Origin of the sequence: Pseudomonas sp. C5pp, from assembly GCF_000814065.1 — a bacterium.
GTDB lineage: Bacteria > Pseudomonadota > Gammaproteobacteria > Pseudomonadales > Pseudomonadaceae > Aquipseudomonas > Aquipseudomonas asiatica.
The window spans coordinates 1-13,354 of record NZ_JWLN01000017.1; the positions used below are offsets into that span (position 1 = coordinate 1).

Below are 13,354 nucleotides of genomic sequence, written 5' to 3' on the forward strand. Positions count from 1 at the left end.
TTTTCTCTATTCGCCCCGATTCCGCCGACACTTACGATCCGGCCAGGATTTCCGGTACGCGTGATGGTGACGCGCGATCTAATCCTCGAACCGCAAGGAGATGCCCGATGAGCAAGTTGAAGCTAGGCGACATTCGCGACGACAAGCCCGTCAAGCTGACGATCGAGCTACCAGCGCAGGTGCATCGGGATCTGACAGCTTATGCGGAGATTCTTGCGGCTGAGAACGGGCGCAAACTCGAACCGGCCAAGCTCATCGCGCCCATGCTGGAGCGTTTCATGAAGACCGATCGCGGGTTCGCTAAGCTCAAGAAAGAGAACCGTTCGTCTTTGCTTCGATCTTCGCCAGACTGATGAATCGTCGAAGTGCCGGGTTATCGTTTTCTGGAAGCCATGTCAGAGAAAAAGGAGTTGGCTCACCATCACCCCCAATGGGAACATAGGTGACATTAGGGTAGGTAATCCCTCTACAGTGCTCGTAGACAAATGTGATGCCCAACCCCAGACCGACCAAACCCATGATCTCTTCGCGACTCAGCCGATTTCGGTGAACGAGTTCTGATTTTGCGAAAGCCGCAACGTGCCCTAGCCTGTGTGTATCGAAAGCCGTAAATGGCTCCGTCACCCAAAGAACATCAGAAGCCTCATTCAACTCTTCCCAGAGTATTTGATGACGTTCAGACCATTCGTGGTCCGTCGAGACCGCAAGAAGCATCCGCTCGCGCGAAAGTAAAACACTGTCTTCGACACTTGGCTTTGGCGCACGTGAAGTGATGATTGCGTCCACGAGGCGTTGGTTCAATAGAGTGGAGAGTTCGTTGCTGGACGCTCCAATCACCTGAATGGCGACATCGCAATGGGCTTCGATAAAAGCCGAAAACAGGTTTCGCACGGGTCCGCCGGAAAGGCAGGCTGTAATGCCAACGTCCAGTTTTCCAGTCATAGCAGTCCCAGCCATAGAGGCGGATTCTAGAGCGTCCTGAACCCCGGCAACAAGCATCCGGGATTGTGACATAAAACGCCATCCAAAAGGCGTCAGGCGCACTCCTGTCGTACGCCTTTCAAAGAGCGACAACCCAAGCATTTCCTCCAATTTCTGAATGCGTCTGCTCAAAGACGGTTGGCCAACGCCAATAGCCTCTGCCGCTTTACGAATGCTACCTGCCTCGCAGACAGACAGAAAACACTGCAAGTCAGATATACAAAGAGGTATGCCAGAACTCGGTTCCCCTGCACCTAATTTAAGGCGTCGAGACACGATGCAATCCCGCAACAAATACTAACTCCACCCCGTTGCTGCACGACTGGGGAGGGCGACAGGACGCGACGACTCTAGCTAGGAGATGCGCCACGTCACCGGAGCGAGTGGCGCGCGCTCTGAGTTTCGCTGCCACGATCAAACGACCCCGAGGATGACCATGGCCAGAACCACTTGGACTATCCACCCAAGGACGAAGGTCAATGTCCGAGCGACCGGAATACCCAGCGTGTAGACGACAAAGTGCGCCAGACGGGCGAAGAAGTAGAGCATGCTGAGTGTGATCGTGAGGCTAGAGGACAAATTCAGGGCGACGACTCCCAACACCAGAGCCGCGAAGATCGGAAAGTTTTCCATCGCGTTTTGATGGGCCGCCGTCGCGCGCTGCGCCCAGTCCGACAAGGGCTTATGCTCAGGGTTCGGATTTCCCAGCGATGCTGGTATCCCGATTACGGCAAAGCGGTTCAAGACATAGACCATCCAAAACAGGGCAGTCATGAGGCCAGTTGCAGCCATCCAGTGGATTTCAGTCATTATTGTTTCCTTTCGATGACGAGATCAGCCTGAAATGCGGGTCGCTCTAGCAACCCGATTTCAGGGCGGCGCGTTTTCCGGCCGATCAGGTGAGATGCCCCAAGTGGCCCCGTTTGGCCCAGATGCGACAGCCTGACGGGGATTGGATGGGCAATTCTGCCCCAGCCGGGAACCGCAGCCATGTGCCCGCGCCGCATAGGGTGTCGCCGTAAAGCAGCTCCCCTTCGATGACGAAAATCTCTTCGCCGGAAAAATCGCCGCGGTCAGCCCAATTGGTTCCTGGCGCAAGCCTCTCTGAAACGACCGTCTCGGACACATCCTGATGGAGCTGCGCGCGGGTCAGACCGTCCGTTCCGGTTGGCTCATATGCGAGGTCGTCAATATGCTTGTGGACGGTCTGGCGATCATCTTCTTGGAACTGGCGCAGCTTCACAAAAATCGTGCATCCATCCTTCGTGAAGGGCGCGTGCTTGCTGCCCGGAGGGTTGCGCACGTAACACCCGGTGCGGAAATCCCCGTCACCATCAGAAAACACTCCTTCAAGCACCAGATATTCTTCGCCCATGTCATGGGTGTGTTCCGGAAACGCACTTCCCGGCGCATAGCGGACCACCGAGCTTGCCCGGGCAACTTCGGCCCCGTCGCGTTCCAGAAAGCGGCGGTCAACCCCGGCTGTCGGAGAAGGCGACCACTCTTGTTCAGCAGAATGAACGATGGCCGGTTGAGAAAGATCAGTGTTTACACTCTCTGGTACACTGTACGTCATGATGAAGTCCTCAGAATTTCTCAGTCGCAGGGCGCATGTCGAATTCATGTGTCCAGGCTTTGGGGGATTGATTGATCAGCTGCAGATAGGCCGTCGCGATCGCGTCAGCGTCGAGACAATCTTCTTCCTTGATGTTGAAGCGTTCCTGGGCTTGGGGTCCCCAGATGATGCCATCGAGCACGGAATGCACGACGTGGATCCCTTGCGGGCCAAATTCGCGGGCAAGGGACTGTGCCAGGCCACGCAGCGCGAACTTCGCTGATGCGAAGGCTGCAAAGCGCGGATTGCCTTTGAGAGCCGCTGTTGCGCCGGTGAAGATCACTGTGCCGCTACCTGCAGAAACCATGCCGGGCAGCACGGCCCGCGCCGTGATCATTGCACCGAAGCAGGTCGACACCCAAGACGCCTGGAACTCCTCTGGTGTCAGTTCCAGAAAGGGTTTCGGGATGAGCTGCATCGCGTTGTAGATCAGCACCGTTGCAGGGCCATCCTGCCCGTCAATCAGCTCAATCGCCTTTTCGACACGCGCCTGATCGCTCAAGTCGTAAGGCAGGTGGGTGTAAGACGCGCCGAGGTCTTCTCCCTCAAGGCTGCTTTTCCGGGATAGGCCGTACACGTTGTAGCCATCCGCGATCAGCGTCTTTGCAATCGCTGCTCCAAAGCCCGGCGCCATACCGGCAATGATCGCAGATTTCTTTTGTTGTGAATCGTTCATGTTATTTCTCCTTGATCAGTTTCAGGCCTTGGCGGTCGGACGTTCAGAGACGCGCGCGTGCCACGCCGCGAGATGCGTGCAGTCAGCCGGGATCGAAATGCCAAACAGACCCGCAAAATCGACACCGCAGAGCGCCGTAATGTCGGCAAAGCTGAACGTGTCGCCAGCGACGAAGTCCCGTCCCTCCAGCTCTTGGTCTAACCAGCGCATGGTCTCTTCAACGCGCGGTTTGTTCGCCTCGCCCCATTCTTTATTGCGATAGCGATCCGCCTCGCCCAAACCGTCAGTGGCGTGATGGAAAAAGGTCGTGGCCGCCCCGACCAGGCCTTCTTCGACCCGCCGTTGCCACATCGCGACCAAAGCCTGGTCCTTCGGTGTTTTGCCAAGCAAAGACGGCTCAGGCTGCGTAGCCTCGAAGTAACGGGCAATCGCAACAGCCTCAGAGATGACCGCGCCGTCGTCGAGCTCGAGGCAGGGTACGGCTTTGAGCGGATTGAGCTTGGTGAAGCCCTCACTGTACTGCTCGCCCTTGAAGACATCGACCTGAGCGCAGTCGATATCGATCCCCTTCTCAGCAAGGAAAATTCTGATGCGACGTGGGTTCACTGCACCAGTGCAGTCATAGAGTTTCATGGCAGACCTCAAATTTAGACTAGGGTTGCATGGACTGTAGCGGTCAGGCTATTGATAGAGAAATTGCATCTCAGAATATGACCAATAGTTGGTGGCTATAAATGAACCTCAACCAGCTCCGATATGCCTCAGCGACTGCGGCCGAAGCTTCGTTCACCAAGGCGGCTGAACGATGCCATGTCACCCAGCCAACCCTTTCCAATGGGATTGCGCAGTTAGAAGAAGAACTCGGCGGAGCCCTGTTCGATCGCACAACCCGCAAAGTGAACCTGACCGCCTTTGGCAAAGACGTCTTACCGCTGATCGATGCAGTGCTTCAGTCGCAAGGAGAGTTGCAGGCCCGGGCAAAAGCCTTCTTCGATCCACAACATCAATTGCTTCGTATTGGATTGTCACCGCTGATCGACATGCGCCTCCTGACACAGGTAATTGCTCCATATCGAACAGAATTTCCCGATGTCGATGTCTTCTTTAAGGAGTGCTTTCTGGATGATCTGGATGCCCGTCTGGAAAAGGGGCAGATTGATGTGATGCTCTGCCCGTTTCTGCCGCATGAGCCCACGGCGCGCAGCACTTTCAGCACCGAGATTTACACAGAAGAGCTGCGATATCTTCCAGCCCGGTCGTCTGCCATGACCCAGGTTGATGAGGGTGCCGTCCTACTTTCACAGATCGCAGATGACACGTTCATTCTATCCTATGACGGATGCGGTCTGGCCAATGCAACGCGATCCCTTTTCTCCAGCGCGGATCTTCAGTTGAAGGAGTATTCCGGGCACACGATGAGCTATCACGTCATGCAGGAATGGGCCGATTTGGGCATCGGGTCCACCATTCTGCCGGGCTCCCGCATTTCGAGGGAGTTTCGGGATAAGACTTGTCGGGTCATGCTGGCGCCACAGCATCCAGCCTTGATCCGCATTGACGCACTTTGGAACCGTGCAGCGACCTATCCCAAACACATCAGCGCGTTCCATCAGCACCTGATCGAACGCGCGCCAAGCCTCGTGCGCGGTGCAGCCGCTGCTTGACGTTCAACCAGCCTTGGGGCGCGGTCATCTACCCCAAGGAACGGGTGATGCGAAACGCGCGACCAGTGCATCAATCGCGACCCGGATTTTGGGTGCATGGTCACGTCGTCGCGGCCACAATAGGTTGATGCTCCGGTCTACCATGTCCGAAAAAGACAACACTGGAACAAGAGCGCCTGATCGCAAGTGTTCACCGGCAAGCCAAGTAGATAGCCGCGCAATGCCATGCCCTGCCAAGGCGGCATCCAGAAGAGCCTCACCGTGATTGACTGTCAAACATCCAGCGTATGACTGCTCGACCATGTCACCGTCCTCAGTAACGAGATGCCAAGGGAGAAGGCGCCCACCATGCTCAAAGAAGATACATCGGTGCGAAGCGAGATCCTCCAGCTTGTCGGGTGTCCCGTGACGCGCGATGTAGGCTGGCGCTGCACACAGGATCGACGTCTGCTCCGCCAGCATTCTGGTGAGAATAGTGGCGCTGTCATCTGACGCGCCGATCCGCACAGAAAGGTCGAAGCCTTCCTCAACCAGATCGACAAAACGATCCGTGAAAGACAAGTTGAGAACCAAACTCGGATATTGAGTCGTAAGCTCCAAAAGCGCTGGAGCAGCCCATAGTCGCCCGAAAGAAACGGGCAAGCTTACTCTCAAAACGCCCGTCACTTCCCTGCGCCGCAAACTCATCGACGTCTCTGCAGCTTCAATGTTTTCAAGAATCTCCTTGCTCTTCAGAAAAAAGACTTTGCCCTCATCCGTAAGCGTGATCGAACGCGTCGTGCGCAGCAAAAGCTGTACACCCAGGCGTTCTTCAAGCCGAGCCACGCTCTTTGCTGCCGCAGACTTTGAAAGGCCCAAGGCCTGTGATGCTGCAGTGAAACTGCCCATCTCTACCGTGTAGACGAACGCAGAAATGCCTTCGACGCTGATAGACGGGAGGAGACGCATAAATTCACGATCCTTTTTCGCAAATGATAGGATAAGAATTCCCAACTAACTATATGAAATATACAATAGGCTGTGCCCAGATGTCACGTGATCGACAACAGATCACCTGCAATCGTGAGGTGCAGATTTCATGAAACAGAAAACGATGAGGGCGTGGGCGCTCAGGGAATTCGGCCTAAGCAACCTCGAAATGGTTGAAACACACAGACCGATTCCATCTGCGACGGAAGTTCTGATACGTGTACGAACAGTCTCGCTGAATTATCGCGACAAATTGGTGGTCGATGGGGCACTTTTGCCGGAACGGCCTAACATGCCATTCATTCCTGTCTCGGACTTTTGTGGTGCGGTCGTTGACGTTGGGCACAACGTCTCAAGCGTCGAGCCTGGAGACCGGGTGATTGGTAACTTCTGGACCGAATGGATTGACGGTCAACCGCCGCGGTCGATGCTCACCCATGGTTTGTCTTTGGGCGGACCTCTGCCTGGTGGGCTTGCTGAATACATCGTCATTCCGGAAGCGGCAGCTGTCAAAGTACCAAGTGATTTGACGGATGCGGAGGCCTCCACGCTCCCTGTAGCAGCACTGACAGCATGGTTCGCTTTCGCCGAAACCGGCAATGTCCGAGAGGGTCAAACCGTTCTCGTCCAGGGCACAGGGGGCGTTGCACTTGCCGGATTGCAGATTGCGCAAGCGATCGGCGCACGCGTAATCGTTACTTCGCGAAGTGAGAACAAACTCACCCAGACGCTCAAGCTCGGTGCTTGGGCTGGTATAAATACGAGTACCCACCCAAACTGGCCCGAAGAAGTTATCGAACTGACCGACGGTGCCGGTGTCGATCACATTCTGGAATTGATCGGCGGCGATAACCTTGCCCGATCTTTGACAGCAGCTGCGCCACAGGGCCAGATATCGCTTGTCGGCTTCCTCGGCGGGATGGATGCGCAGATCAGTGCGATTCCGTTCATGCTGCGCAGAATAAGACTGCAAGGAGTCTCGGTCGGACATCGACGCGCGCTTGAGCGATTGATCAGCTTTGTTCAGCGCAATGACATCCATCCGGTAGTCGATAAGGAATACGCTTTTGAAGATGTGCAAGACGCATTCGCACATCTCAAACACGGCCCATTTGGAAAAATCACCGTCCGGGTCAGCGACTGGCGCGAAGCCAAATCGCAAACGCTCGACGAAGACGTGCTTCACAGTTAGTCAGCTCTCTCAGAACACTGACGCAGTGTTGCAATCAGTAAACCGTTGCAAACGCAGTACAGCGTTAAGTCCGCGGAGCCAGTGGTTTGTGCGGCTGACGGTCCCTTCCAAGGCAACCGCTGACTCTCTCCCGCGATTACCGCTCTCTTCTAAATTGATCGGCTCCGACCCCACCGACAAGTGAATTCTCCAGAAGGGTGCGGCGGCTCAGCGCAAACACATCAGCGTATTCCATCAACACATGATCGAACGCGCACCAGGCCTCATACGCTGAGCCGCCTCCGCTTTACGCTAGCCGGACGTCTCGGCCTCAATTGCGGCCTTCACGGCCGGTCGATCTCCGATCCGTTGCAGATAGGCCTGTAACTTAGGCCAGGCATCCAAGCTGATATCCTTAAAACCCGCCCACCGCGCCACAACGAACAAATAGGCGTCCGCAATCGTATATGTATCTCCCATGATGTGTGTGCGGCTATCTGAAAACCGCGCTTCGATATAGTCGAAACATTTGCCCACCTTGGCAGGAGCCGCCTGGATTTGTTCTTCGGAGGCTGTCGCTGAGAACAAAGGTGAAAAGGACTTGTGAAGCTCGGCACTAATGAAATTCAGAACGCCTTGCAGCTTGGCCCGTTCAATGCTTCCGGACGGAGGGACCAAATCGGCTTCTGGAACGCCGTCTGCAATGTACTGAATGATAGCCACACCTTCGGTAATGACATCGCCGGTATCCAACGCCAGCGCTGGAACATAGCCTTTTAAGCAGATACCGAGGTAATCGTCGCCGGATTGAGTTTTCTTGGTCTGAAGATCGACGAGATCGAGTTCAAATTTCGCGCCCACCTCGCGCAGGATGATGTGCGGGGACAATGAACACGCACCGGGGGAATAGTAGAGTTTCATTTTAGGCTCCATGATTTCAGAGGGGTTGAACTGAGCTGGGAACGGCCTCACGCGATGCCGACGATCAGGTCGGCCATCAGATCGGCGGTCTTCCTGTGCTTCAGAAGCGGTGCGGCCTGATTTGCATAGAGCGAGAGGAACTCATCACCCCCTGCAGCGATGCTTGCTGCGCGCAGCGGCGCCACGAACCATGCCTGGACTGGAAACGGCGGGAGCTGAGCTGCCACGGCCTGCATGTCTTTGATCAGACGGTTGGACATGCCCCTGGCAAGTCGCCCGGTATAGGCACGTGTCAGTTCTGAACTGGCAGAGCGATCCGAATACAGTGCCGCCCGATGTTGATCCACCGTGCCGGATTCCGCGCAGGCCAGGAACGCCGTGCCCAATTGCGCGGCCCCCGCACCGAGGGACAACGCCGCCTCGATGCCCCCGGCATCCACAATCCCACCCGCCGCAATGACCGGTTTTGAACACATCTCTGAGATAACACGGGTAAGCGGCATGGTGCCCATCAAGCTGTCCTCGGCCCGGTCCAGAAAGGACGGCCTGTGCCCGCCCGCTTCGAACCCTGTGGCGAGGATCACATCGACATTTGCAGCTTCGAGCGCTTGCGCCTCGGCTAATGTTGTTGCGGCCCCCACTGTTGTGATGCCCCGGGCCTTGCAATCTGCCAACACGCGGGCTGGCGGTATTCCAAAGACGAAGCTGAACACATCCGGTTGTGCTTCAAGGATTGCCTCCACCTGCTCCTCAAAGCTGGGGTGGAACCGCGGCGGTTGCTCTGGTTTGGGAAGGTTGAGCTCACGATAAAGCGGTTCAAATAGGCGCCAAGCCCGATCGTAGGCATCAGTGGAGTAATCCCGTGCCTCTGGATCGTGATCAGACACCCAAAGGTTCAGCGCGAAAGGGTTGCTGGTCTTCTCCCGGATTTCAGAAGCGACACCCAGAATGCCTTCGGCTTCCAGATAATGCACACCAAATGACCCCAAGCCGCCGAGGTTAGAAACGGTGGAAACCAGCTCCACGGTCGAAAGCCCGCCACCAAAAGGGCCTTGAATTATAGGATGTTTGATCTTCAGCAGATCCAGGGTTTGCGTGCTTTGCATGAGTTTGCCTCCATCCGAGTTACGCACCAGATGCAGACTAGATAGGTCCAACGTTACATCTTGTAATTAGCTTTCCTCAGGTTACTCTTATTTTGAAGTTTCCAGATGGTAACCACGGAAAGGACGTGCTTTGACAGTTTTGAAGCGACGAAAAAATAGGTCTCCGGCCCACGATCCCGACTGCCCTTTGAACGAGTGTATGAGGCTTATTGGAGGTGCGTGGACCCCCAACATCATCTGGTACCTCAGCGGAGGCGCGCGCCGATTTTCCGAGCTAAAAGAAGACATTACGCCGGTATCAGCCAAAGTTCTGAGCGCACGCCTGAAAGAGCTTGAATCAAAGGGGGTTGTCGACCGAACGGTCGTGGCGACCTCTCCACCCACGGTGGAATACAGCCTAACCGATCTAGGTCAGCAACTCGTTCCTGCAATCGATGCGATCGTTACGGTTGGGAAAATGCTGAAAGAACGAGCTTGATCAACGCCATGGAGTCGGTCTGGTATCGCGCATCAAGCCCGCATCACCGCAAAGGGTTCATAGGCCAGTCGAAACTTGGGGGCCTCTCAGGACGCGACGGGTATCACAGACCCAAGAAGACACAGAGGATGATCTATGACTCCATTAACCCGCCGTCAGAGCATCGCAATGGCCGCTGTTGGTTCGGCAATCTTGGCTAATCCGACGAAAGCATTTTCCCAGAGTAAGACCGTATCCGCACTCAACCAAATCCGCGCTTTGGATTACACCATTATCTATACCCGCGACATGACCGCGATGCGAAAATTCTACGAAGAAATCATGCAGCTTGAGTTTCGCCAGGCTGCAGGAGATGGATGGGTCGAGTTCAAGGTTGGCAGCAATATCCTTGTTCTGACGAGCGAACCAGCGGGTGGCCTCTTTCCCGAGACGGTGCCTGCACCTGGTGTTGGTTCCGTTCAGCTAGCGTTTCGGGTCGCGCCCAAGATGGTCGATGCCTGCGCGGAGGAATTGGGGTATGCGGATTTAATGGTTGATGGGGCACCTTCCCCTCACCAACCTGATGCTACCCTCAGATGGTTGATAGATCGACCCCGTAGTTGAGCTCCTCTGCGAGGTCTGGCAGTCCGTAACCGATGGTTTTCTTGTAGAACGGAGAGACCTTCGCAGTCGGGGCCTTCTTCTTGTGCTTCGTGGTGTAGAGCATTCGCGCCCGCATCACCTCAAAGGAATAACCTCGTCCTTCACGGTTCTTGTCCTTGGCCAGTCGGTTGATGGACTCCGTGAAAGCGTTGGTGACAGGTATGTCCGTCTCGAAGTAGGTCATGATCTCTTCGCGCCAGTTGCCCACCGCCCTAAACAGATCGCTCCAGACTTCTTTCTGGCCCTTCGGGATGGTGGATATCCACTCGTCCAGGGCGGCTTCTGCCTGGGGTCGTGTGGTGGCGTCCCAGATGCTGTAGAAGCGCTCCTTGTGCTCGTAGGCAGCCAGCAGTTGCGGGAATGCGCCTGTCCAGGTTTCCATGATCAGCCGCTCCCGGTCTGAGACTTCGTGAGCGCGCTTCAGCAGGATTTTCCGGTCTCCCTTGAGGGTTCGGATCTGGGCTGGTTTCAGCTCTTTCCGGAGCCCCTTGCGCACCTTCTCCAGAGCATCGTTGGCCATGCGCACCACATGGAATTTATCGACCACGATGCGGGCCTGTGGCAGCACCGCCCTGACCGCCGTTCGATATGGATTCCACATGTCCATGCTGACGATATCGATCTTCTGCCGGTCTTTCAGCTTCATCAGGTAGTTAGTCACGACGTCCTGACGGCGAGTGGCCAGCAGATCGAGCAGGGTCTTCTCCTCAATGTTGGTCAGGATGCAGCGGTAGCGCTTGTTCAGGTACAGCTCGTCGATGCCCAGAATGCGAGGCGTTTCGAAGCGGTGCCAGCGGCCTAAGAACGCGGCGCGGGCGTTGAAGATGTCCCGTACCGTCTTCTCGTCCAATCCGGTTTGCTGCGCCACGAAAGTGTAGGGGTGGTTAAAGGACTCCTTCTCTACGTATTCATGTAGCCGCAGTGTCATGCGGAAGCCGTCCACCACCTCCGGTAGCTGGGGCCTGAAGGTAGCCTCGCAGGCCCGACAGATGTACCGGCGGCGGAGCACCCAGAGGGTGACCCGCTTGCCGTGGATGGGCAGATCATGATAGGGAACATCACGCTTGCCGAAACGCACGAACTCACCCTGCACCCCGCATTCCTCGCAAGCAATGGGATCGGGCGCGTCTACCTGGAAGTGCATTTCATCGTCGGTGGCTTTGCAGCCCAGCACCTGGTATGAGGGCAGGTGCAGGATGTTGTCGGGCATTTCGGTCATACGTTATTCTCTTAAGACGACTAGCAACTGGCTAAAGCGTTCTTAAGAACCTAGGCAACACGCGAAGGTTGGCGACTAAGAAGAAGCAGGATGCCGAAAGCAATCATTCCTCCACCTGAGGCGCGTTGAAACCAGTGCAGCTTGTTTGCTGCGAAAGCTGCTGCAAAACGCCCTGCTGACGCATATATCGCTATTGCAACGGCCTCTAGCGCGATAAAAACCGTCCCAAGAGTTGCATAGCTCAGCCAGTAATTCGTTATATCCACGAATTGCGGGAAGAATGCCGCGAAAATGAGGATTGCTTTGGGGTTACTGATGGCGATCAGCGCCTCACTACGGAATGCCTTACGAAGCGAAGGTTTCATTGCATCTGCGTTTAGGTTAGTCGAGCCAGATGTTGTTCTGAGGAGCTTGATGCCCATCCAGACCAGATAGGCGGCACCAACGATCTTGATCACGTTGAAGACCAACGCCGAAGCAGACAAAAGCATCCCTAAACCAAGCGCGCTAGCAGCAATCATGGGCACGAAGACGGCAAGCCGTGCTGTGCTTGCCATAAAGGAAAACCCTACGCCCTTTTGCGCACCGTGTGTCATCGCAACGAGGTTATTGGGGCCGAACGCCAGGTTCAGTGCGAAACATGCCGGGAGGAAAACAAGTAGATCGATCATTAGCTTTGTTGTGACCTCAAGGGAGTAGGTTGGATATGCATGGTCAGTGCACCTCGTTCAAGTAGGGCGTGACATTACGCAACATCCGCTCAATGTAGTCTTCCATCTTGCCGACCGGCGCGACATGGTGCAATGCACCCCGAGCCGCCTCAATACCTTCTAGCCGGGCGATGACCCAACTGGGGAGGTACTGAGCCCGTAGGCTACCACTCTTCGTGGCAATATTGCTTTTGGCGAAGAAAGGCTGGCTGAGCACAACGACACCCGCTTCTTGTACCGGGGCTATTGTCAAGACAGATATGCCTAGTTTTCAAGTGTTCCCTACATATGGCTATAGGGAAGGGGATCTGGAAAGACCGGCACGGTTAGCTATCAACCATTTAGTCCGTTGTGGATTTAGTTTTCCCTTCCGCTTTCTACTTCACATATCAACCATTAAATCCGCATACCCAGAAATTGTTGGGAGGCCCACTGCATAAACTCCTCGAGCCGGAGGAGGCTGACGCCATCCGAAAGGCCGGGGAGATCGTCCGCTCGATCAATATTCGTGTTGAGCACGCCAAAGAGATCAAGCGCCGGGAGGAGAAGCAGAGGGAGGCTCGGCTTAAAGCTCGCAAGGCCCTGATTGACGCCGAGGTTAGAGCTGCATTCCGGAGGCCCCAGGCAACGGCGGAGGACGCAATACGGATTACAACGCTGGCGATGGCGCTTCACCAGGAGAAATTCATCCTGGATTTCTATGATGTCCCAACCATGACAAGTCAGTATCAGGAGCGACTACAGCGAGCGCTCAAGGAAAAGGCACTGGGTGGCTACGTCGATTACGCTCATACAGACATCGTGCGCGGATTATCTGAAACCCTCGACTATCGGCAGAGTGGGAGTCCAAAGGCGGACATCGCGGCCGCACTTAGCTTGTGTGAAAGCTGGAAGCCAAAACACCGGACGGCGCAAGAATTCCTGGAGTTTGTCCATCGTCAAATAGCGATTGAGCACTCGGCCAACGTAGAGAGATTGCCGGTCAAGAAGAAGCCGGCCGGCAGGTAGCCACAGCAAACCTTCTCACAGCAATTCAGGCTGAGCCTGAAGGCGGGCCATGATTGGGGTTCGGGGAGCAATGGAACAGTAAACGCACTTAAGCCCAGTACCTGCCCGCAAACCAGCGCTCTGTCTGGGGAGTACGATAAAACCACCGTTTTATGAAACCGTTTCCGCTATCGCGAGGAAAGGTCACCAACACC

General features: G+C 55.5%; 16 protein-coding genes. 6 read left to right on the plus strand and 10 right to left on the minus strand.

Annotated features, from left to right (window positions below; all coding sequences use genetic code 11):
- The first annotated feature begins 107 nt into the window (after nucleotides 1-107).
- On the plus strand, nucleotides 108-353 hold the full coding sequence (locus tag RR51_RS15335; RefSeq protein ID WP_017516414.1) for a DUF2274 domain-containing protein: 246 nt from the start codon (nucleotides 108-110) through the stop codon (nucleotides 351-353).
- Here the strand turns inward: RR51_RS15335 and RR51_RS29325 are convergent.
- The 5 genes from RR51_RS29325 to RR51_RS15355 form a co-directional block, all read right to left on the minus strand.
- Nucleotides 307-1,257 carry a LysR family transcriptional regulator gene (locus RR51_RS29325; RefSeq protein ID WP_161795745.1) on the minus strand — a complete coding sequence of 317 codons (951 nt, stop codon included), beginning with the start codon at nucleotides 1,255-1,257 and terminating at the stop codon, nucleotides 307-309. The genes RR51_RS15335 and RR51_RS29325 overlap by 47 nt on opposite strands.
- Nucleotides 1,258-1,395: 138 nt before the next feature.
- Nucleotides 1,396-1,791, minus strand: a complete 396-nt coding sequence (locus RR51_RS15340; RefSeq protein WP_017516415.1) for an MAPEG family protein — start codon at nucleotides 1,789-1,791, stop codon at nucleotides 1,396-1,398.
- Between the two features lie 85 nt (nucleotides 1,792-1,876).
- Entirely contained in the window at nucleotides 1,877-2,557 is a 681-nt protein-coding gene (locus RR51_RS15345) for a cupin domain-containing protein (RefSeq protein ID WP_081596628.1), read from the minus strand.
- A gap of 10 nt (nucleotides 2,558-2,567) precedes the next feature.
- Complete coding sequence (locus tag RR51_RS15350) at nucleotides 2,568-3,272, minus strand: SDR family NAD(P)-dependent oxidoreductase (RefSeq protein WP_017516417.1); 705 nt, start codon at nucleotides 3,270-3,272, stop codon at nucleotides 2,568-2,570.
- A gap of 21 nt (nucleotides 3,273-3,293) precedes the next feature.
- On the minus strand, nucleotides 3,294-3,905 hold the full coding sequence (locus tag RR51_RS15355; RefSeq protein ID WP_017516418.1) for a glutathione S-transferase family protein: 612 nt from the start codon (nucleotides 3,903-3,905) through the stop codon (nucleotides 3,294-3,296).
- Nucleotides 3,906-4,006: 101 nt separating this feature from the next.
- Here RR51_RS15355 and RR51_RS15360 point away from each other — a divergent pair, with 101 nt between their 5' ends.
- Nucleotides 4,007-4,936, plus strand: a complete 930-nt coding sequence (locus tag RR51_RS15360) for a LysR family transcriptional regulator (RefSeq protein WP_017516419.1) — start codon at nucleotides 4,007-4,009, stop codon at nucleotides 4,934-4,936.
- 24 nt (nucleotides 4,937-4,960) lie between these two features.
- Here the strand turns inward: RR51_RS15360 and RR51_RS15365 are convergent, their stop codons facing one another.
- The gene (locus tag RR51_RS15365; RefSeq protein ID WP_017516420.1) at nucleotides 4,961-5,884 is read right to left on the minus strand and encodes a LysR family transcriptional regulator; all 924 of its coding nucleotides are present in this window, start codon (nucleotides 5,882-5,884) and stop codon (nucleotides 4,961-4,963) included.
- A 130-nt stretch (nucleotides 5,885-6,014) separates the two neighbouring features.
- Here RR51_RS15365 and RR51_RS15370 point away from each other — a divergent pair, with 130 nt between their 5' ends.
- Nucleotides 6,015-7,097 (plus strand): zinc-dependent alcohol dehydrogenase family protein, encoded by a 1,083-nt coding sequence (locus tag RR51_RS15370; protein ID WP_052261069.1) that lies wholly within the window; start codon nucleotides 6,015-6,017, stop codon nucleotides 7,095-7,097.
- Between the two features lie 291 nt (nucleotides 7,098-7,388).
- Here RR51_RS15370 and gstA read toward each other — a convergent pair whose 3' ends face one another.
- Both gstA and RR51_RS15380 read right to left on the minus strand, forming a co-directional pair.
- The gene (gstA, locus tag RR51_RS15375) at nucleotides 7,389-7,997 is read right to left on the minus strand and encodes a glutathione transferase GstA (RefSeq protein ID WP_017516422.1); all 609 of its coding nucleotides are present in this window, start codon (nucleotides 7,995-7,997) and stop codon (nucleotides 7,389-7,391) included.
- A 47-nt stretch (nucleotides 7,998-8,044) separates the two neighbouring features.
- Entirely contained in the window at nucleotides 8,045-9,103 is a 1,059-nt protein-coding gene (locus RR51_RS15380; RefSeq protein ID WP_025828123.1) for an NAD(P)H-dependent flavin oxidoreductase, read from the minus strand.
- Nucleotides 9,104-9,302: 199 nt separating this feature from the next.
- Between RR51_RS15380 and RR51_RS15385 the strand changes: the two genes are divergently transcribed.
- Nucleotides 9,303-9,581, plus strand: coding sequence for a winged helix-turn-helix transcriptional regulator (locus RR51_RS15385; protein ID WP_025828124.1), 279 nt, complete (start codon nucleotides 9,303-9,305; stop codon nucleotides 9,579-9,581).
- Nucleotides 9,582-9,716: 135 nt separating this feature from the next.
- Nucleotides 9,717-10,184, plus strand: coding sequence for a VOC family protein (locus tag RR51_RS31405; protein ID WP_052261070.1), 468 nt, complete (start codon nucleotides 9,717-9,719; stop codon nucleotides 10,182-10,184).
- On the opposite strand, the gene RR51_RS15395 is transcribed toward RR51_RS31405, so the two are convergent.
- Both RR51_RS15395 and RR51_RS15400 read right to left on the minus strand, forming a co-directional pair.
- Nucleotides 10,153-11,442, minus strand: a complete 1,290-nt coding sequence (locus tag RR51_RS15395; RefSeq protein WP_033939138.1) for an ISL3-like element ISPst9 family transposase — start codon at nucleotides 11,440-11,442, stop codon at nucleotides 10,153-10,155. The two genes, RR51_RS31405 and RR51_RS15395, sit on opposite strands and share 32 nt — an antisense overlap.
- A 50-nt stretch (nucleotides 11,443-11,492) precedes the next feature.
- Nucleotides 11,493-12,113, minus strand: a complete 621-nt coding sequence (locus RR51_RS15400; RefSeq protein WP_014819627.1) for a LysE family translocator — start codon at nucleotides 12,111-12,113, stop codon at nucleotides 11,493-11,495.
- Nucleotides 12,114-12,503: 390 nt separating this feature from the next.
- On the opposite strand from RR51_RS15400, the gene RR51_RS15410 reads away from it, so the two are divergent.
- Nucleotides 12,504-13,160 (plus strand): hypothetical protein, encoded by a 657-nt coding sequence (locus RR51_RS15410; RefSeq protein ID WP_039614006.1) that lies wholly within the window; start codon nucleotides 12,504-12,506, stop codon nucleotides 13,158-13,160.
- The last annotated feature ends 194 nt before the right edge of the window (nucleotides 13,161-13,354 follow it).